This is a genomic window from Natronosalvus vescus, from assembly GCF_023973145.1.
Lineage (GTDB): Archaea > Halobacteriota > Halobacteria > Halobacteriales > Natrialbaceae > Natronosalvus > Natronosalvus vescus.
Map to the genome: position 1 here is coordinate 3,567,107 of NZ_CP099546.1, position 18,636 is coordinate 3,585,742.

An 18,636-nucleotide genomic window follows, 5' to 3' on the forward strand; every position below is an offset into this window, starting at 1 on the left:
CAGCCGAATATGTCCGGGAGTAGCCATAGCCACCCGCGTCTCGTCCCTCCGAATATGGTCGGATTCTCCTCGTTCCGCCGCGGCGCCGATTCGCTCTTCGACGACTACGACGAGTTCGTCCCCGAGAACGTTCCCGAAACGGGCCCGTTCCTCGAGGAACAGGACGTCTTGGCCGGTGACGAACACGTCGCCTTTCACCAGCTAACGCGTGATCTCTTCGAGGAGCGAAACGTGTACGACATGACGTTCAACTATAACCTCGCTCGTCTCAACCTCGATACGCGACATCCGAACGCCGGCTACCGGTACGCCGTCGATCGCGACGACCCGTCGATTCTCCGCGCCGAGTTCACGCCGACGACGCCGTTCTGTCCCCAGGCACACACGCTCACCATCGGCTCGTTTCGCGCGTGGAACGCCCTCTCGGATCGACACGCGTACGACCTCGTTTGCGTTCGTCTGGCGCCGATGCATCACCAGAGCCAGTCGATCGACGAACGCCTCGCGAAACTCGAGGCGGGTTTCCTCGAGACTGGATCGGTGACCGACGACGGCGCGGGCAGGAACCGTCCCGCAAATGAAGGCGGATCGGACGCCGAACACGCGGCCCGTTTCCGTGATGACGGCGAAAATGCTGACGCCCCGTTCTGACCGACGAGATTCCCTTGGAGATCGGAATATGTTCGGAGACACCTCGAGATAGCTGGCGACCGTACCTCGAATATGAGCGCACTCCCCGGATCGATCGACGCGGATCGAAGTCCGCCGCTGACGATCCCACTCAGACACTTTCTCGTCGGTCTCGCCGTCCTCCTCGCGGCCGTGGTGCTCGGAACGGTGAGCGCTATCGATAGCAGCCTCATTCCGGGTCATCAGTGGCTCGCGTACGTCCACCTGCTGCTCGCGGGGTGGATCTGTCTCACGATAATGGGTGCGATGACGCAGTTCGTCCCCGTCTGGTCTGGCGTCCCGTTGCACTCGAGGCGGCTGGCCAACGCCCAGCTGTGGATCGTCGTTACGGGAGTGGCGACGCTCGCCCTTACATTCCTCGCGGGGAGTTACCGACTGCTCCCCGTCGGTGCCGTCGTCATGCTCGCGGGGTTCTGGCTGTTCGTCTACAACGTCGGTCGGACGCTCCTTGTCGCACGTCCCTGGGACGTCACCGAGCGCCACTTCGCGATCGCGCTCGGGTTTTTCGTCGTGCTGACTGCACTCGGCGTCACGCTGGCGATCGGGTTTACGCGACCGCTCTTTGCCGACCTGCCGGTGAGCCAGCAGTCGGTGCGGATGGGACACGCGACGCTCGCCATCTACGGCACCGTGCTCACGACGATCTTCGGTGCGCTGTACCAGCTGGGGACGATGTTCACACAGTCGTCGCTCTACGGCGTCGATCACTCCATTCAACGATTCGAGGAGTACGCCTTTCCGGTGGGTGTCGTCTCGTTGACGGCTGGTCGGCTCTTCGAACTGGCGGTACTCGCGCAGATCGGCGCCATCCTCGTGGTGGCGACAGTCCTGGCGTTCAGCGTGTTGCTCGCCCGCCGACTGTACACAGCACAGGTACCGTGGACGCCGATGCTGAGTCGGTACGTCGTACTGACGGTCGCGATGGCCACGTGGGCGCTCTGGAGCCTCCCGACCTGGATTCACGACCCACTCGCTCCGAACACCCTCTTTGGCCCACCGGGAGCGTTCTCCCTGCTCGTCCTCGGCGTAATCGGCTTCGTCATCCTCGGCACCCTCTATCACATCATCCCGTTCATCGTCTGGGTACACCGCTACAGCGACCGACTCGGCCTCGAGGCAGTGCCGATGATCGACGACCTCTACGACGACCGACTGGCGGCCGTCGACTTCGTCGCGTTGACCATCGGACTCGGTTTGCTCATCGCGAGCGACGTCTTCGCGGTGCCATCCACGGTTGCGGTGGGTGGCGGCGTCCTCGTCAGCCTCGGCGTCGCCATCTTCGGCGCGAATATGGTGCTCGTGCTCCGCCGTCACAGCAACCAGCCCATCCGACGTATCCTGTTCGGCGGGCCGGAACCGGCGTCCGAAGCGGCCGCGGACAATGGGACGGTTCGATCAGGCGTCCGGTGATCGACCCGAGAATCCCTTCCTTCCTCGCGGTTTTTTTGCCGAAAACCCCACGGTTCAGTCACGTCTCTCTCGAGCGGTGTTCGGCGGCCGCGGTCGACCAGCCTGCCAGACGATATCCACATCCGGCCCTAGCGCGGGGTCAGGCCCACCGCGTCTGCGAGTAATTCGTGTGACCGGAGGACGTCGTCGTGATCGGCGATGATGTTCTGGACGACGACGTCGTCGACGTCGACGCGCGCCGTCAACTGCTCGAGCAGCGACCGTATCGTGTCCGGGCTCCCCGAAATCGCTCGCGGCCACGAGTCCTCGGGGAGTGGATCGGGTGTTGGATCCGGTACACCGCCGAGTTCCTCGATCGCCGTTTCGACGTCGGGCGTTTTGCCGACGATCCCGCGTTGCATCCGCTGGTAGGTCGCCTCGGCACTCGCTCGAAGTCGGGCCGCGTCGTGATCGGTTTCGGCGCACACGGCGTTCACCGCCAGCATTCCCCGAGGCTCGTCCGGGCCAGCGTTGTGTTCCGACGGGGTGAAGTGTTCGCGGTAGGTCTCGAACGCCCGTTCGGCGAACATCGGACGGATGAACGCCGCAAAACAGTAGCGAAGGCCGAGTTCGCCGGCCATCTTCGCGCTCGAGGGACTGGAACCGAGCACCCACATCTCGGGAACGGTGTCGCCCGAACGGGGGAGCGACAACTCGCTGTAGTGATGGTCGTCGTCGAAGCCGCCGAAGAGGTGGTTTACCGTTTCTTCGATGTTCTCGGCGTGTCGTTCGTCCGGGTTCCGCTGGCGTCGTTCGGTACCGAGGGCGTGATCGGCCGCCGGGACGCCGGTCGCTCGTCCGAGGCCGAGATCGATACGACCCGGCGCCAGGGCGTCGAGCGTGGCGAACGTCTCCGCTACCTTGAACGGCTGATAGTGATTCAGGAGGATCGTTCCGGAGCCGAGTCGGATGTCGGTGGTCTTCGCGGACAGGTGTCCCAGCAATACTTCCGGGGTCGTGCTCGCCACGGACTCGGCCATCGCGTGGTGTTCCGCTACCCAGAACCTCGAGTAGCCGAGTCGGTCGGCCGTTCGCGCGAACTCGACGGTGTTCTCGTAAGCGTCAGTGGCAGTGCCCACGTCGGGAACCGGTGCGAGGTCGACGATGGAGAGGTTCACGATGGGTAATCGGGGTGCCAGCCGGAATAACGAAGCGGTAGCGGCGATCGGTTCGAGCGGGCGATCCCAGCGAATCGGTCACGAGACGGCGCTGTTGTCTATCGAACTGATTACCGTAGAGGATTGCCTGTGTTTTCAGCTATCGGCAATTGGCCCAGCGCTACAGCGCGATCAACGTCACCCCGACGACCGCGAGCACGGCCGCCAGGAGACGAATGAGAAAGTGGCGCTCGCCGAGCAAGATTCCGCCCAGAACGACGGCGACGATCGCCTGCGTGTTGATGACCGGCGAAGCGATGCTCGCCGGAAGGATGACGAAGGCGAGCGTCGTGACGTGTTCGCCGACCGCGACGATAGCACCGCCGAGCGCGAATTTGGGGAGATCCGGACGGACGTTCGCTGGTGGGTTGCGTACCGCGCTCGGGAGGAGGACGAGCAAGACGCCGAACAGGAGCAACGGCACCCACAGCGATTCGGGGATAGCGAGTTCTTGCAGTGCGACCCGCTTTCCGAGGTCACTGACCGCGTAACACATCGCACTGAGGAGCGCAAGCTGTGCCGGTCGCGAGTGAGCCGCCTTGGCGAACGGTTTGAAGAACCCACCCGGATCGTAGTTAGCGACGTACACTGCGGCCGTCGCAACGACGACGCCGAGAACCTGCAACGGTGTCAGCACCTGTCCGAGTAGCAGAATCTCGAGGGGGAGGACGAACAGCGGGACGATCTTGTTGATCGGAGTGACGTACGAGACGTCGCCGGCGCCGATGGCATACAGAAACAACACGAACGCCGCCGCCGTCGTCACAACAGTCAGCGCGAGGACGCCGACTTCTGACGTGCCGAACTCGGCGAAAATGTGCCTCGAGACGTCCGTTCTCGTCAGCGTCACCGGCAGGTACCACGCGATCGCGAACGCGTTGATGAGTACCGTGAGCACCGCCGGGGAGTAGCCCGAAAAAGACCGCTTCAGGACGTAGATGTAGAAGCCCCAGACGAAGGCCGCGGTGATCGCAAACCCGAGTCCGGGATCCATTGCGGTGTCGAACGAATGTGTGACACATCAGTCGTTCGGTCGGCTGCCTGGCGGTAGTTCGACAGGCACTCGTCACAGAACCGGTTGCTGAGACGTGATCTGGAGTAATCGTGATAGCGCGACAGGTGGCCCTCGAGCGAACAGCGACAACTTCGTTACCAGTGCTATCGTGATTCAGTACTCGGATACGGAGTCGACCCCAGAACCACCCGAATCCGTTACGTCGACGTCCTCGAGGTACCGCGCCGGCAGGTACGCCCGCACCGGCGTCGGTACGAATCCGACGGCGACGGTCGCGAGGTCGGCGAGCACTCGTCGCAAAACGGTGTAGGTCGTTGCGACGACCAGTGCTGTGAGCACGACCCACTGGAGCACCCCCTCGATGACGAACAGCAGCGGGATTGCGAGTACGATCGAGGCCATCAGATCGCCGGGTGAACCGTCGTACCCAACCACTCGACGGGGCGCAATCCAGGTACCTCGGTAGTGATCGTACACCGCGCGATCGGAGGTTCCCTCCCACGGGCGCAACTCGAGGCCGCTTCCGAATACGTCGGTGACGCAGTGGAGTGCGGCGGCGAGGAGGAACACGGCAACGGCGACGGTGGCCATGGTCGGAATGAGGAGTGCTGCGATGACCCCGCCGACTGCGAGAACGCTGTAGTACACCGGGAAGTGGAGGGTCTTCCGGTGGCCGGCGTACATATCCAGGTCTGGAAGGATGCCACCGAGAAGCCCTGCAGCGAATGCGACGGGGGCGAACTCCGGCGCTACAGCTAGGAGTGGCAACGCGAGGGCCATCCCACTGAGTGCGTGGGTTGGAAGCATCATCGTGACCTCCTTGAAGGGACAAAACACCTTGAGTGTGTCGCGAGTCAGTTGTACACACAGTGCAATATTCCAGACCACGTGGATGTACTGCTCACACTCGTCATCTGTCGATCCGATTCGGGTCACTCGAGTGATCGCCTCGACGCGATACCGACGTCGCCACAACATCGACCCGATCCTGTCCTCACCAGAACATCGACCACAGTTTGTAACGCAACGACCCCTTCTGGTAGCCACTCCAGCCGCTCATTCCCCCAGCGAGCGTGGCCGCCTCGTATCCCTCGGTCTCGAGAATTCCGGTCGCTCGTCTGGCGACGACGCCCATTTTGCAGACGACAACCACGTCTCGATCGGTCGGTATCTCCTCGAGCCGGTCGCGGAACGCGGCTTTGTCACCTTTCCTCAACTCGTCGTAGACAGGGAGGTTGTAACTGCCAGCGATCGCATTTGCCCGGTGCAATCGCCGTGGTCGAATATCGAGGACGAACAATTGCTCACCGGACTCGAGGCGGTCGTCCAGCTCGTCCGGACGAATGGTGTTCATTAGATCTATATTGTATTCTGGACACAAAGCTACAGTGTTTGAGCCCGGCCTGATTCGTCTCGAGACGCTAATCGACGGAATCCTGGTAGTATGAATTATATATGCCAGAGGGATAATGTGCATTGGTTCCGGTACTATTATTTCTGTAGTTAGTGTAGTTACCAAAGCGCCCTTCTGCCACTCTCATTTACGCACATGTCTGTACAGCGATCGCTCCACGATTGTTCGAGCGACGGTCGTCCGGAATCGCCAGCATCGGAACGCTTCGACCCACTAATAGGCAGAAATTAGCAAAACAATTGTCATGTATCGGTTGATACTTGCGGCTCGCCACGGTAACACACAGTATGCCACACGATCAAGACATCGAAGGGGATACCTCAGAGATCAGTTCGGAATACGAGTGTTTGCAGTGTGGACTGGTAGTAACCGCCCAAACACACCCTGGCGAATGCTCGAAGTGTGGCGGTGATTTCCAGAATCGGGCGAAGTCACTCGAGTGAGCCACGTCGACGAGCGAGACACTGCGATTACGTGTCCACGGCTCTGAAATTACCGCCACTCCCCTATCGATACTCAATCCCGTACGTACACCCGAGTGACGTGGCCGCCACAGCCACACTGCTCGACGTACTCCCACTCGAGATCGATCTCCTCGGCCGTGTCCTGAAGCGTCTCGTATAGATACGTCGACGGATGGCCGTGTTCCCCGTGGGTAACCAGGTTGACGTGATTGCCTGGGGAAGTGTGTTCGATCGCCTCGAGCGCCTGTCGCTCGAGGAGACTCCGATCCTCGGCGTGGTGTGGGTGCTCGAGGTTCGCCGACCACGAGGTATCGTGGAGGCGGTCGGTAATCGGTGCCACGTCGCTATCGGATTCGGGTGTGCTCGTCATACCTGTGGATTAGCGCTCGGAGAGGAAGGGATCCTTCCCGAATCGGTTCGGGCGTATTCTCAAGATGCGAGACCGCTGCTCTCGCCATACTATCGCCGTTGGGTCTCGTTCTCAGGCGTGTTCGATTCGGATCTCCCACTCGCTCGCGTCGACCTCGGTCGTGTCGTAGGTGAACCCGCGCTGTTCGAGGACGGTGTACAGCGGTTCCGGTTCGAAGCTATTCACTAACAGAAAGGTTTCGCCGGTCTCGAGCGCATCGAGTTCGGCCATGATGTCGCTGAACGGTTCGCCGTCGATCTCTCGAGCGTCGAGGACGCGGTCTGCTTCGTCGTTTGCCATCGTCGCTCGCTACGTGAACGTCACGAGTATATATTCCGACGATCATCTTCGCCACCGGCTCCGTCAGCGTACGAGTCCGAATATATTCGCGACGAACTACTGGAATCTGGGCCGCGACCCTTCGAATACGTCGATACTATGGCTGCTGAATCACCGATGGCATACCCAGAAGCGGACGTCGACCGGGTACTCACCGCATTGAGCGATCCCGCCTGTCGAACACTCCTGTCCGAGCTCCTCGAGCCCCTGACGGCCCAGGATCTCGACGATCGGTGTGATCTCTCGACGTCGACCGTGTATCGCAAACTCGACCTGTTGACCGAGAGCGGCCTGGTCGAAAAACGGGTTACGCTCACTCCCAACCACACACATACGACCGAGTACCGGATCACGTTCGATGAGCTCACCCTCTCACTCGACGACGATGGTCGGCTCGCCTGCCCTATCGGGCTGGGTAAGTAACAGCTAACAACAGAAGAAAAACGGATTCATCAACGCGACCCGGTCGCCCTCCTCGAGGCGCGTCTCGAACCCGTCGTAGTGTTCGTTGAACCGGCCGTTGACGAAGATCCGGGCGTACGCCCGGGTCTGATCACCCTCGGGGTTCTTTCGCCAGGTGCCAGGTAGCTCGTCGGGAGCCGGGGCCCATCCGTGTGCGGTCGACTCCGCTTCCGTCTCGGCGATCAGTAACTCCTCGACGTCGTACTCTTCGAAAAATGCCTCGAGGAACTCCCTGAGAGTCGTTCCCTCGAACGTGTACTCGAAGCGATGATCCCCGACGGCCGTCCGCACGTGACCCGTACAGACCACCTCGACGGTCGTCAGTGGCGATTGTGGATCCTCGCTCGCGCTCGCCCGTGTTCCCATAACCGAAGAGACGGCAGCCAGCAACAAACAGCCCCTCCCGAACGTATTCGGGCGACGTTCCGTGACGAGAGATGCTGGTGTCGAGCGCGTGGATCAGCGACGCTCGAGAAACACGGTGAAGAGAATTGCGGCGTAGACGAGCGCGCCGACGAGAACGAGCGCCGAGCCGAGCCGCTCGATCGCACTGGACTGGCCGATCAGCCCGCTCGCTTCGACGAGCACACCCACGCCGAGCAGCCCCATCGATATCGCGGCGGTTCGATCGTCGATCCAGGAACTCGAGGCGATAGCTGGTGGGTAAAACTGGTAGGTGACGCCAACAATGCTCAGTCCGAGAAAGCCGAGGAGGGCGAGCCGATAGTGTGCGTCGAACGGATTGCCGGGGACGGACAAAACGTCGAACGCGAATGTCAGGCCGAGAGCGACGGCGAGGACGCCACAGATGACGCCGCCGTAGACGCCGTAGAAGCCCACGCGACGTTTATCGCTTCGGTGGAACATGTCGACGTACGCGACGGCGAACCCGGTGATTGCCAGAGCCTGGAGGAACGCCCCGAGATGGAACAGGCCAGTTCCGAGGAAGTCGACGACGAGCAGGGCGGGCGCGACGGCACCCGCGGGGAGTACGACCGAGACGAGCCACAGTCGCGGGCGAACGACCAGAAACCGCGGAAGGACGCGAAAGCCGATTGCAAAGAGTAAGAGCGTTGCCGCGCCGACTGCGAGCAGGTGCGTCGTTGCTGGCTCACTCGAGGGGACGAACGGCAGTTCGTGACCCAGTTCGTGAGCGGCTGTGACGATTGCCCCGGCAAGCAGGTAGACGGCGACGAGGGGGACGGCCGCGTTCGCGAGGCGGTCGACCCGCCGTCGATCCTCGTTGACGTCGCTCGTGCCGGTCTCGCGGCCGATTGGATTGTTACGGATCGTCCAGCCGATCGATCCGACGAACACGAGACAGCCGGCGAGCCAGAGGACGGCTCCGATCGAACCGAGGGTGATCGTGGATCCGGCAATCGAACTCGAGATCGGATCGACTCCCGCCGCGCTCAGGGCCAGCGCCGCCGTTCCGACGACCGTGAACGGCAGTTGGACGGCTGGCGCGCGCGGGAACGCCAACTGCGTCTCGAAGTACGACGGGATCAAGCTGTATCCCTTGCCGAAGACGATGTGAAAGACGAATCCGAAGAGGCCGAGGACGACGCCCACGCGTCGGGGTGCCCCGGCGACGGCTGCGAGTTGCCAGCATACGAACCAGATAACGCCGCTGGCGACGAATCGACGCGTCCAGCGGGAGATCGTTGCTGTTGTCATTACGTTCTCGTTGAGGGGCAAGAACCGTCAATACACGTGATCGTTCGTCGGTCAGGGGATCGAGTGGATCGTCGTCGTCTCGCGTCTCGGTTCAGGCGTCGTCGGCCAGGAGTTCGACTCATATACGATTCTTGGGTGGCAACCCGACACACCTTCCCCAGAACATGTTCGCCGGTAGCGTCTGTACCGTGGTCGGACATGGCCTTCTCAATGGCCGACGATCAGGCAATATCCTCGAGGGACGGACGGGCCACCGCAGAGTCCTCGAGCGAGGTGACCGATCCCGAGCGATGGGAAGCAGTTGCCAGCGACATCGAGCGTCAACAGGTCACGACGGCGTGTCAGCGGCTCGAGCAGGATTCGTCGCTCTCTGACGCCCAGCGAGCGACAGTCGAACGGTTGGCAGCGACCATCGTCGAACAACTGACACCAGCGGCTGGTCGGGTGCTGACAGAGCGGAAATAGCCGCCAGTCCGTCGTTTTGCTTCAGTACTTGTCAGAGACTGTCAGATAATCGATGATAGAGCGTAACTGTTGCAACACCAGTAAGCCCACCTCGACCTGATTGCTGTGGTGGGATTACTTGTTGTCTGAATGGTGCTTCACATATACTCCTGATCTCAGAGTCTCTACTCGTGGTCGTCGTAACCCGCGACAACTGCTACCGCATCCGGAATCGACGTAGCCAGTTCTTCGATTTCACGGTAGCGTAGTCGAGTTCGCTCGAGTTCGAAAGCCCATTCGTCCGCCGAATCGTCGTTGATCGCGTCGAGGTGTCGGTCGAGTCGTCGTTACTGCCGCTCGAGTCGCTCCACGAGCGTCGCGCACAGGTGGCGAACGAGCGGGTCGTCTCCGTCCGCGCGGATACGCTCGTCGAGCGCAGCGGCGGCGCGGTCTTTGGCGTCGCGAACGTCTGCCCCCGTCGTGTCGAACTCGGGGATGGAAGCGCCAGGTTGCCGTGTAGCAGGTACGTCGTCGAACTCCGGGAGGATCAGGGTGTAGGTGTGGTGTTCCACCTTTCGACGCACTGCGAGTGCGACCAACCCCTCCTCGTACGCGTCGTCGGGCCCGCCGTAGCTTACGGAGTGCTCCCGAATCAAGATGTCGGGTGCATGGGAGTTCACCTCGTCCGTACCGTCCTGGGTCTCGAACTCAACTTGCTCGACAACCGCGTCCGATTGCTCGTTGAGCCCTTCGTATGCGTCATCGAGTTCCTGTTCGACTGAGTCAGCGGTCGAGTCCTCTCGTGCGGTCTCTTCGAGCGAGTCGCGAAACCGGACGACATCACCGATACGGGCACATGCACTGGCTGCACGAGCAGCGGAATTCTGTGGTTCGACGATATTAGCGGATCCCTCACCGTACACGTATCTTTCACCCGTCCGGATCGAACCGCGAACGTCGTCCAGCCACTCGTTCAATTCGCCGTATGCGGTGACGGCCCACGAGAGCGTGTGTGCAACGTACGTGAGGTCGTCGCGGACGGTCTCGTACTCGTCGTACAATGCCTCGAGATCAGCCAGTACGTCGTCTCGCTCGCGATCACCGCGCTGGAGATCCGCCAGGGCAACTGCCTGCTCTGCGCCGCCCAGTGCTCTTCGGAGGTCGTCGAGAATCTCGAGTCGTTCCGTCGTCGAAAGTTCCCCGAACGACCCGCGTCGTTCTTCGACGTCCTCAAGTGTTGCTTTCGCCAGTTCGAATTGACGTCTGGAGTTCGCAATGATTTCCCGGTCGTCGGCCTCGATATCTTCGTCAGGCCACCGCTCTCGAACTGCGTCAACGCGCTCTGCAAGTGCGTCGATGGCATCAGTGAGATGGTCGTCCGTCGGGCGGAGATGTGTGGGGGATGAGACGGTGGGATAATCGATTGCTTGCGCCGCGTGCAACGCGTCGCGATCGGACCAACGTCGCAGACGGCGGCGCTGATGGTATCCTCCGAGTCCAACCGCGGCCAGTCCGCCTCCGAACCAGACGAGAACGCTCCGTCGATCCATTGTTAAATACAGTAATTGGGGAGGTGATAATTGCTTGGAATGTCCTCTCTTCGACTCATGTGGCCTCTCGATTGTAAGATCAGCCTTTCTCGGAGTCCGATCAGCTATAGTAACAACTGCAACGATGTACACACTGATCGCCGACACGACTGGCCATCAGATGTGCATCGATGTGCAGTGACTACGATATTTAGTGGCAGAAGTAGGTGCAGTAACTGTGACCAGACCATCCCACCCAACCCCCGATCCGCTCGCACGTATTGGCGGTGGGGCCGATTACTATGGGATTGACACCGCCACACCGGATCGGTCTGACCGGCGACGTCATGCTGGGCAGACTGGTCGATACGACGCAGCGACAACGCACCGTCGATGCCGTGCGGGGAACGATGCTCGAGCGACTTCGCCCCCTCGACGGCCTGTTCATCAACCTCGAGTGCTGTCTCTCGGCGAGGGGGAAGCCCTGGCAGCGAACTTATCGCCCGTTTCACTTCCGCGCGGATCCCGACTGGGCGGTGCCGGCGCTCGAGCGCGCCGAGGTCGATTGCTGTGCGCTCGCGAACAACCACGTTCTCGACTTCGAAGAGCCGGCGCTGTTCGACACGCTCGAGGCTCTCGACGACGCTGGCATCGCGCATGCGGGGCCGGGCCGGACGATCGATGAAGCGCTCGAGCCAGCGTTCGTATCAGTCGGCGATCTCGACGTGGCGTTCTGTTCGTTCACCGACAGCGTTTCGGCGTTCGACGCGACCTCGCTCTCGGTACCTGGCAGTCGATCCTGTTCGTCGACTGTGACGGGCCCCGGACGCGTCAACTTCGGGTAACGATCGTTCCCGGTGGCCCGGTGGCCTCCTGCGGGTCGCTATGAGTAGTGTAGTTCCGACAGCGATAGTTACTGAACCCTGGCTGCGTGTTCATCGCGCCGAGCGGTTGCCGCCCGTTTCGTACGGACGTGTCGAGAGGGTTCGTTACTCGCTCGAATCGTCCTCGGCCGTCTGTCGACGGAGCCACTCGAGGCCGATGATCCCGCTGACGACACTTGCGCCGGCCGTGAAACCGGGCATACCGTCGTCGGTGGTCTGGGCCGCCGATTCGGCAGTTTCGTTGGCTCCTTCATCAGTGTCATCGGTTGTTTCATTCGTACTCCCATCAGTGCCATCGGATTCGGATCGATTTGTGCGCTCACTATCGTCAGTGTCGTTGTTCCCGGGACAGCCGCCGCTGTCCTCATCGTCGGTCTCGTTGTCATCATCGGTCTCGTCTGGGCAACTGTCCCCGTCGGTCGATCCGGACGCATCGTCGTCCTCATCACCGTCATCCGCATCCCCCTTATCGCTCTCATCACCGTCATCCGCATCTCCATCATCGTCCGTCTCGTCCGAATCAGTCGTTCGAAACGCAGCCAGCCCCCGACCAGGCCCACTCGGAATCCCACTGGCGTAGAGCGTTCCATCGGCGATAGCAAGCTCCTCCCAGTGAATCGGGCCGTCACTGTCGCGGAACCAGTCGACGTCGTCGTACTCGACCGTCCACAGTTCCGAATCGCCGTCCTCGTCGAACGCAGAGAGAACGTGTTCGTCCGTCTCTTCGTCACGTCGCCCGACGTAGACAGCATCAGCCGTGGCGACGGGCAATCCGGCGTCCGTTCCGGAATCCGTCGCTGCGAACCACTCGGTTTCGCCAGTCTGCAGATCGACACCACCGGTGGCGTACCATCCCTGAACGTAGAGCCGATCGTCGGTGATCGTCACGCGCCTGACACCCTCGACACCGCCGGTGGTTCTCCATAGTCGATCACCGATCTCGATATCGTACAGACCGATCCTGTCGATCCCGCCGTCTGAAAACTCGGGAACGGCCACGTACTCGTCGTTCGCGGCGAGTCGATGGGGTGCTGCCCCTTCGAACCTCGACCCCGTTCCGTCGTCAGTGTCACCGGAATCGTACGTCCAGCGCTCACTTCCGTCGATGGCGCGACGGGCGAAAATGTAGGATGGGCTGACGACGAAAACGGTCTCGTCGGCGACCGCAACGGAGGTGTCCTCGAAAAGAGCCTCCTCGTCCGGGGTGAACGTCCAGCGCTCGACGCCAGTCTCGGCGTCGAAGCCCGTCAGTGTAGAGTCGACTACGGTGAAAACGAGTCCGTGGGCAACTGCTGGCTCCGGTACGGACTCCTCGACGAACCAGCGAACGTCTCCGGTCTCCGCATCGAGCGCAGTCAACCGCTCGCCACCGACGTACACCGTGTCGGAGGCAACGGACAACCCGCCTACTGCGTCGATGTCGTCCGTGATCCACCGCACCGAGCCGTCAGCAGCATCGATCGCGTGGACGCCGTTTCCCGCCTGGAGGTAGACGATATCATCGACCACCGCCGTCGAACCGGTGTGCTCGTAGCGCCACGCGAGTTCGACCGGCGGTTCGGGCCCAGGTTCGACAGGGACGAAACCCGTATTTCCCGACCGGCCGTGATAGGCGGGCCACCCAACGGAATCGGTGTCGGCCTCGACCCTCGAGTCGCCCGCGACGGACGAACTGATCGAAGCGAGTAACCCGCCGCCAGCGAGCACGCTGGTGGCTGCGAGCAGTGCACGTCTGGTTGGGACTGGACGAGACATATGAAGCAGGTACAGACCACTCTATATTAGTGCCAGTTTGCTAGAGACTGTTGTCGTATGTGCAATTGTGAGATTGTGGTTCGATGGTCGGCGTTTCTCGGAACCCGTAGCGGTTCCGGTCTTCGACGGTGATCTCGACCACGGGATCGTGCAGTCGACCATGTTCACCGACTGTGACGGGCCACTGATGGGTCGGTGTGGAATCGTGCACGATATCGGTGTAGTGTAGATCCCAAGCGACCAGCGCAGTTCCCAGGTGTATTATATACAGTGGTGCATGAAGTTGTTTCAGGATGCATCGAATCCGGCTTTCGGTATTCGTACCGGCTATGAACGGATGGTCTGTGCTCCTCGTATCTCAGTTTAGCTACTCGGGCAGATTGTGACGATGAGGAACCTAGTAACTCCTGATACGAGGTCAATATGTCCACCTGTCGAGGGGTTCGATGAACACCCTTTCTGATTACGCTGTTTCGATGTGTGAGGCAGTTTAGCGCTGTGGTAGAATGATGTAGACCACAATTTCGATCGAGTTGACCAGCGAAGCTACAGACTGCATTCATCACATTGAGTAGAACTTCGAGGGGTGGTGTCCCACTGTAGTAACAACTGAAACGATTTTACACAGCGGTCGCCGATCTGCCAGGCGATCAGGTGTGTATTGACTTTCAGTTGCTACTAGAGAGGCCAGCTATACGATTATTGCACGTCATCACTTAGCATACACATGGATACACCACTCGAGGAAATCGAGTACCTCGTCAGTTCGGATCATCGCGTCGGGGTGCTCAAGGCACTGATGAGAGAGCACTGTGACAGAGACGACCTGCGTACCGCAACAGGGGCCTCCTCCCCGACCATGAGCCGAATCCTCGCGGATTTCGAGGATCATCAGTGGATCGAACGAACGGGGCAGACGTACCAACTGACCGGTCTGGGTGCGTTCGTTGCCGATCAGTTTGTGGAGTTCGAGCAGGCGATGGCGTACCAACGGCGACTCCGCGAGGTCTGGTCGTGGCTGCCACACGAAATCGACGGATTCAGCGTCGAGTTGTTCACTGACGTCGTGATTTCCAGGCCAGGCCCTGGATACCCGTACAAACCTGTCGAACGACTCACGGAGCTCATCGCTACAGCGAATACGATGCGTGGATTTGGCATGGCGTTGCTCAAATCAGGTAATCTGGAACCGTTTTTCGATCAGGTTCAGAATGGTTTGGAGTGTGAGTACATCTATCCGCCCGCGGTTTTCGACGAACTCCTCACGTGGGACGAAGAACGAGTCGTGGAAACGGCCACACGAGCGAACTACACTGTCTTACTACACGACGACCTTCCGCTCGACGACCGGTGTGGGATCTGTCTCTTCGATGACCGAGTTAGCATCTGCTGCTATGACTCTGAGACGGGAGCGTTACAGTCGCTTGTCGACACCGGGAGTGACGAGATGCGTGCGTGGGCGGTGTCCTACTATGAACAGTTTCGAGAAGCGGCTCAGGTGCCCGATAACGAACTCGACCTGCTCTCGCGTCGGTAAACCACGACTGGGGTCGGGGCTTCCGCCTCAATTCGCTGTGACCTGAGTTGATGATCGACGTCACTCGACACGGATCGGTTCCAACGGTCGGTCTTTCACGGATTGAAATATTTCACTAGGCATTTATACCTCCTGTGGTGGCGTACCCGCTCTCGTGGTGAATTTGAATGAGCGAACACGCAAATCAATCGTCAGGCTGGCAACTCGAGCAGAGTGCCTCCGAGGCCTACGAACAGTACCTCGTTCCGCCTATTTTCGACCCATGGGCCGAGCGATTGATCGAGACCAGTGGAGTACACGAAGGAGACCACGTCCTGGACGTTGCCTGCGGTACCGGTATCGTGGCACGCCGCGTCGCTCCTCGGGTAAGTACGTATGGCGCCGTCACGGGAATCGACATCAACGAGGGTATGATTGCAGTTGCAACAGAGTCCGCAAGCGACATCGAGCCCTCGATCGAGTGGCGGCAGGGTGATGCAACCGAATTACCCTTCCCCGATGAGCGTTTCGACGTCGTCTACTGTCAACAAGCCCTCCAGTTCTTCGACGATCCTGGGGCTGCACTCGAAGAGATGCAGCGAGTCCTCCGGCCTGGTGGTCACGCGTCACTGAACGTCTGGCGACCGCTCGAGTACCACCCAGCCTACGTGACGCTCGCCGACGCATTAGAGCGCCACATTGGTGACGAAGCTGGGGACATAATGCGCTCTCCGTTTCCTTCATGGAACGCCGAGGATCTACGAACGCGCATACAGGATGCGGGATTCGATGACGTATCAGTCACCATCGAGATCGGTTCGGTACGCTATCCGTCGATCGAAGCGTTCGTTCGTCGCGAGGCGGCGAGTTCTCCATTAGCTGAACGGATCGCGGCCGTCGGGCGGGACGTACGGAACGAACTGGTTCACGGACTCGAGGATGCGTTACACCACTACACTGACGATGAGGGTATCGTCTCCCCAATGGAATCGTACGTCGTCACCGCAGGTCGATCGCTGTGAGCGACCCACCACCGAAGTCGTGAGGTTCCGTCTCAATTCGCTGTGAATCTCAGTGAATCGACGAACCCACCGATCTGCACTACACCTCAGATTGATTGGGCATGCCGTAGAGGATACCGTATGATCAGCGCCCTCGAGTACCACGAACGCACCAAACACTCTCCACAGGGCGTTCGGGAGAGTGGTTACCAGCTCGATTTCGACAACAAGCCCCGTCCGTTTAAGAGCTACGAGGATCTCCCACGGCGAGCGTTGTCCGATCGTGTTCGGCTAACTGGCATTCCGGCACTGTCGACGATCACACCCACCCACGCCGACTTCTCACACGAGCGCCCGGTACCCGTGGACGACCTCACGGCGCTGTCGTACTTCTCGACCGGGATCACGAAACAGCTCACCCGCCAGGATCGCGAACTGCTCTTTCGTGCCGCGGCCTGTACCGGGGCGCTGTACCATATCGATCTCTACGCAGTCTGTGGCGACCTCGAGGGACTGGAAGCCGGCGTCTACCACGTCGATCCCCGATCGCTATCGCTCGACGTGCTTCGCGAGGGGGATTACCGGGGCATCCTTGACGCCGCTAGCGACCACGACGGTGTTTCGACCGCGCCGGTCACGTTCGTCGTGACGTCGACCTGGTGGCGAAACGCCTGGAAGTACCGAGACCGTGCGTATCGCCACGCTTTCTGGGATTCGGGAACAGTGCTCGCCAACCTGTTGGCGACCGCGGAGTCGCTTTCCCTGCCTGCGGAAGTCGTTCTCGGGTTCGCCGACGAACCCGTCGCCGAACTACTGGGTGTCGATCCCGAGCGAGAAGCGCCGCTCGAACTCGTCCCCGTCGGCACGGGAGATCACGTGCCCGACGCCACTCGTATCGATCCGATCGATCCGGCGACATCGCCGCTGTCACCAGACGAGCGGGAGTTCCCGCTCATCCACGACGCCTGGCGTGCGAGCACGCTCGAGAGCGGCGGAGAAGCCCGCGACTGGCGTTCTCGCGCACGAGAGCGGTCGATCGGGCGACGGGAAGGCGGCGACGGCGACCGGATCGAACTCGACCCGGTCGATTACGAAACGGAGTCGAAGCGGCCACTTCACGAGACGATCCGTCGTCGCGGATCCTGTCGCGCATACGAGCGGGAGCCGGTGAGCTTTCGAAAATTTTCGACGGTGCTGGATCGCGCTACCCGCGGTGTTCCTCTCGATGGCCGCGGATCAGATTCGCCGTCGCTCCAGTTCGTCGACGCGTACATGATCGCCAACGGCGTCGACGGTGTTTCACCGGGTTCCTACCACTACCATCCCGAAGCGGGTGAACTCGAGCGCCTGACCGACGGCGAGTGCCGTAGCGAGGCTGCACACCTCGCACTCGATCAACGCCTCGGCGGGGAGGCCGCCGCCTGTCTGTACTTCCTGACGGATCTCGATGTCGTCGTCGACCGGCTCGGGAATCGGGGATACCAGCTGGCTCAACTCGAGGCTGCGGCGACGGCTGGCCGCTGCTATCTGGCAACCTACGCACATCGGAATCTCGGCGGAACCGGGCTGACGTTCTACGATGACTTCGTAACGACGTTTCTGTCACCCCGAGCTGACGGACAGACGCCGATGTTTCTCTATACGCTCGGGGAACCGGCATAGAGTCGGGTTGCTTCGTAGTCGGGCCCAGGCGAACGGAATTCTCTCCGGTGACAACAGAGAACCGTAGGGTCAGCGCGCATACTGAAAGAACAACGTCTCGTGGCGCAAGCTCGCGCTCGGCGAATTACGTGCCGCTCACTTTCGTCGACGACGTCAGACGTTCCGTTCAGAATTCAGGTGCGACTGGTGTCTCACCTGTTACGTTTCAAAATTGAACCGGGGAATCCACCGTGGAACGCGCTCTCGATACTGTTCGTAGACGTCCCCGTGTTTCTCGAGGAGATGGGGCTCCTCGAATCCGATGATGCGATTGTGAAATCCAATCCACACACCGACACCCCACCAGAGAATCGACGTCGACCGTTGTCGGAGTGCCTGTCCGAGGACGATCAGTAGGACGCCAATGTACATTGGATTTCGCGAATACGAGTAGAGCCCTCCGGTAACGAGTTCGTCGGGTTCGTCGGCTGGTGAGGGTGTTCCGCCGCCTTCCGATCCGAATTGGAACGCCGTCTGAACGTACAGAAGGAAACCGAATACGAGCGAAAGCGTTCCAGCAATGCGGCCGGTTCTCGGGTTGATCGGAAGCCGTGGGTGGGGTCGCCATCTTGCCAGGAGTTGTGGAATCCCAACAGCCACTGTTCCCGGAATAGTGAGCGTGAAGAGGAGCGTTTTCAGGTAGACGCTGGACTGACCCATACCCGAATCGTCTACACTGGCCGACATAAATGTGCTACTCGAGCACCGTGAGAGCGTTCGTAATGAGGTG

At 60.6% G+C, this 18,636-nt stretch carries 19 protein-coding genes and 2 pseudogenes; 10 read left to right on the top strand and 11 right to left on the bottom strand.

Annotation, left to right across the window (positions count from 1 at the left end):
- Positions 1 to 54 precede the first annotated feature (54 nt).
- Complete coding sequence (locus tag NGM68_RS16875; RefSeq protein WP_252699387.1) at positions 55 to 651, top strand: DUF7998 family protein; 597 nt, start codon at positions 55 to 57, stop codon at positions 649 to 651.
- A 72-nt stretch (positions 652 to 723) separates the two neighbouring features.
- Complete coding sequence (locus tag NGM68_RS16880) at positions 724 to 2,100, top strand: hypothetical protein (RefSeq protein WP_252699388.1); 1,377 nt, start codon at positions 724 to 726, stop codon at positions 2,098 to 2,100.
- A 128-nt stretch (positions 2,101 to 2,228) separates the two neighbouring features.
- Here NGM68_RS16880 and NGM68_RS16885 read toward each other — a convergent pair whose 3' ends face one another.
- The 4 genes from NGM68_RS16885 to NGM68_RS16900 form a co-directional block, all read right to left on the bottom strand.
- On the bottom strand, positions 2,229 to 3,257 hold the full coding sequence (locus NGM68_RS16885; protein ID WP_252699389.1) for an LLM class flavin-dependent oxidoreductase: 1,029 nt from the start codon (positions 3,255 to 3,257) through the stop codon (positions 2,229 to 2,231).
- A 160-nt stretch (positions 3,258 to 3,417) separates the two neighbouring features.
- On the bottom strand, positions 3,418 to 4,290 hold the full coding sequence (locus tag NGM68_RS16890) for a DMT family transporter (RefSeq protein WP_252699390.1): 873 nt from the start codon (positions 4,288 to 4,290) through the stop codon (positions 3,418 to 3,420).
- Positions 4,291 to 4,464: 174 nt separating this feature from the next.
- Positions 4,465 to 5,121 carry a metal-dependent hydrolase gene (locus NGM68_RS16895; protein WP_252699391.1) on the bottom strand — a complete coding sequence of 219 codons (657 nt, stop codon included), beginning with the start codon at positions 5,119 to 5,121 and terminating at the stop codon, positions 4,465 to 4,467.
- A 184-nt stretch (positions 5,122 to 5,305) separates the two neighbouring features.
- Positions 5,306 to 5,665, bottom strand: a complete 360-nt coding sequence (locus NGM68_RS16900) for a rhodanese-like domain-containing protein (RefSeq protein WP_252699392.1) — start codon at positions 5,663 to 5,665, stop codon at positions 5,306 to 5,308.
- A gap of 347 nt (positions 5,666 to 6,012) precedes the next feature.
- Between NGM68_RS16900 and NGM68_RS16905 the strand changes: the two genes are divergently transcribed.
- A complete protein-coding gene (locus NGM68_RS16905) occupies positions 6,013 to 6,168 on the top strand; it encodes a rubrerythrin-like domain-containing protein (RefSeq protein ID WP_252699393.1) in 156 nt (51 codons plus the stop codon).
- Between the two features lie 73 nt (positions 6,169 to 6,241).
- Here the strand turns inward: NGM68_RS16905 and NGM68_RS16910 are convergent, their stop codons facing one another.
- Positions 6,242 to 6,559 (bottom strand): CGCGG family putative rSAM-modified RiPP protein, encoded by a 318-nt coding sequence (locus NGM68_RS16910; protein ID WP_252699394.1) that lies wholly within the window; start codon positions 6,557 to 6,559, stop codon positions 6,242 to 6,244.
- 111 nt (positions 6,560 to 6,670) lie between these two features.
- Complete coding sequence (locus tag NGM68_RS16915) at positions 6,671 to 6,898, bottom strand: DUF2249 domain-containing protein (RefSeq protein WP_252699395.1); 228 nt, start codon at positions 6,896 to 6,898, stop codon at positions 6,671 to 6,673.
- A gap of 138 nt (positions 6,899 to 7,036) precedes the next feature.
- Here NGM68_RS16915 and NGM68_RS16920 point away from each other — a divergent pair, with 138 nt between their 5' ends.
- On the top strand, positions 7,037 to 7,360 hold the full coding sequence (locus NGM68_RS16920) for a winged helix-turn-helix domain-containing protein (RefSeq protein WP_252699396.1): 324 nt from the start codon (positions 7,037 to 7,039) through the stop codon (positions 7,358 to 7,360).
- 3 nt (positions 7,361 to 7,363) lie between these two features.
- On the opposite strand, the gene NGM68_RS16925 is transcribed toward NGM68_RS16920, so the two are convergent.
- The gene (locus tag NGM68_RS16925) at positions 7,364 to 7,765 is read right to left on the bottom strand and encodes a MoaD/ThiS family protein (RefSeq protein WP_252699397.1); all 402 of its coding nucleotides are present in this window, start codon (positions 7,763 to 7,765) and stop codon (positions 7,364 to 7,366) included.
- 93 nt (positions 7,766 to 7,858) lie between these two features.
- Positions 7,859 to 9,076 carry a hypothetical protein gene (locus NGM68_RS16930; RefSeq protein WP_252699398.1) on the bottom strand — a complete coding sequence of 406 codons (1,218 nt, stop codon included), beginning with the start codon at positions 9,074 to 9,076 and terminating at the stop codon, positions 7,859 to 7,861.
- A 210-nt stretch (positions 9,077 to 9,286) separates the two neighbouring features.
- Between NGM68_RS16930 and NGM68_RS16935 the strand changes: the two genes are divergently transcribed.
- The gene (locus NGM68_RS16935) at positions 9,287 to 9,541 is read left to right on the top strand and encodes a hypothetical protein (RefSeq protein ID WP_252699399.1); all 255 of its coding nucleotides are present in this window, start codon (positions 9,287 to 9,289) and stop codon (positions 9,539 to 9,541) included.
- A 326-nt stretch (positions 9,542 to 9,867) separates the two neighbouring features.
- On the opposite strand, the gene NGM68_RS16940 is transcribed toward NGM68_RS16935, so the two are convergent.
- Positions 9,868 to 11,070 carry a hypothetical protein gene (locus tag NGM68_RS16940; protein ID WP_252699400.1) on the bottom strand — a complete coding sequence of 401 codons (1,203 nt, stop codon included), beginning with the start codon at positions 11,068 to 11,070 and terminating at the stop codon, positions 9,868 to 9,870.
- 281 nt (positions 11,071 to 11,351) lie between these two features.
- Between NGM68_RS16940 and NGM68_RS16945 the strand changes: the two are divergent.
- Both NGM68_RS16945 and NGM68_RS16950 read left to right on the top strand, forming a co-directional pair.
- Positions 11,352 to 11,843, top strand: a pseudogene (locus NGM68_RS16945) (CapA family protein); the annotation flags it as partial.
- A pseudogene (locus NGM68_RS16950) lies at positions 11,819 to 11,938 on the top strand (YjbQ family protein); the annotation flags it as partial. The pseudogenes NGM68_RS16945 and NGM68_RS16950, both read left to right, overlap by 25 nt.
- 100 nt (positions 11,939 to 12,038) lie before the next feature.
- Here the strand turns inward: NGM68_RS16950 and NGM68_RS16955 are convergent.
- Positions 12,039 to 13,688 carry an outer membrane protein assembly factor BamB family protein gene (locus NGM68_RS16955; RefSeq protein ID WP_252699401.1) on the bottom strand — a complete coding sequence of 550 codons (1,650 nt, stop codon included), beginning with the start codon at positions 13,686 to 13,688 and terminating at the stop codon, positions 12,039 to 12,041.
- A gap of 727 nt (positions 13,689 to 14,415) precedes the next feature.
- Here NGM68_RS16955 and NGM68_RS16960 point away from each other — a divergent pair.
- The 3 genes from NGM68_RS16960 to NGM68_RS16970 all read left to right on the top strand — a co-directional run bounded on the left by NGM68_RS16960 (position 14,416) and on the right by NGM68_RS16970 (position 17,867).
- Complete coding sequence (locus NGM68_RS16960; protein WP_252699402.1) at positions 14,416 to 15,225, top strand: helix-turn-helix transcriptional regulator; 810 nt, start codon at positions 14,416 to 14,418, stop codon at positions 15,223 to 15,225.
- Positions 15,226 to 15,392: 167 nt separating this feature from the next.
- On the top strand, positions 15,393 to 16,226 hold the full coding sequence (locus NGM68_RS16965; protein WP_252699403.1) for a class I SAM-dependent methyltransferase: 834 nt from the start codon (positions 15,393 to 15,395) through the stop codon (positions 16,224 to 16,226).
- 120 nt (positions 16,227 to 16,346) lie between these two features.
- Positions 16,347 to 17,867 (top strand): SagB/ThcOx family dehydrogenase, encoded by a 1,521-nt coding sequence (locus tag NGM68_RS16970; protein WP_252699404.1) that lies wholly within the window; start codon positions 16,347 to 16,349, stop codon positions 17,865 to 17,867.
- A gap of 198 nt (positions 17,868 to 18,065) precedes the next feature.
- Here NGM68_RS16970 and NGM68_RS16975 read toward each other — a convergent pair whose 3' ends face one another.
- Complete coding sequence (locus tag NGM68_RS16975) at positions 18,066 to 18,566, bottom strand: methyltransferase family protein (RefSeq protein WP_252699405.1); 501 nt, start codon at positions 18,564 to 18,566, stop codon at positions 18,066 to 18,068.
- Between the last annotated feature and the right edge of the window lie 70 nt (positions 18,567 to 18,636).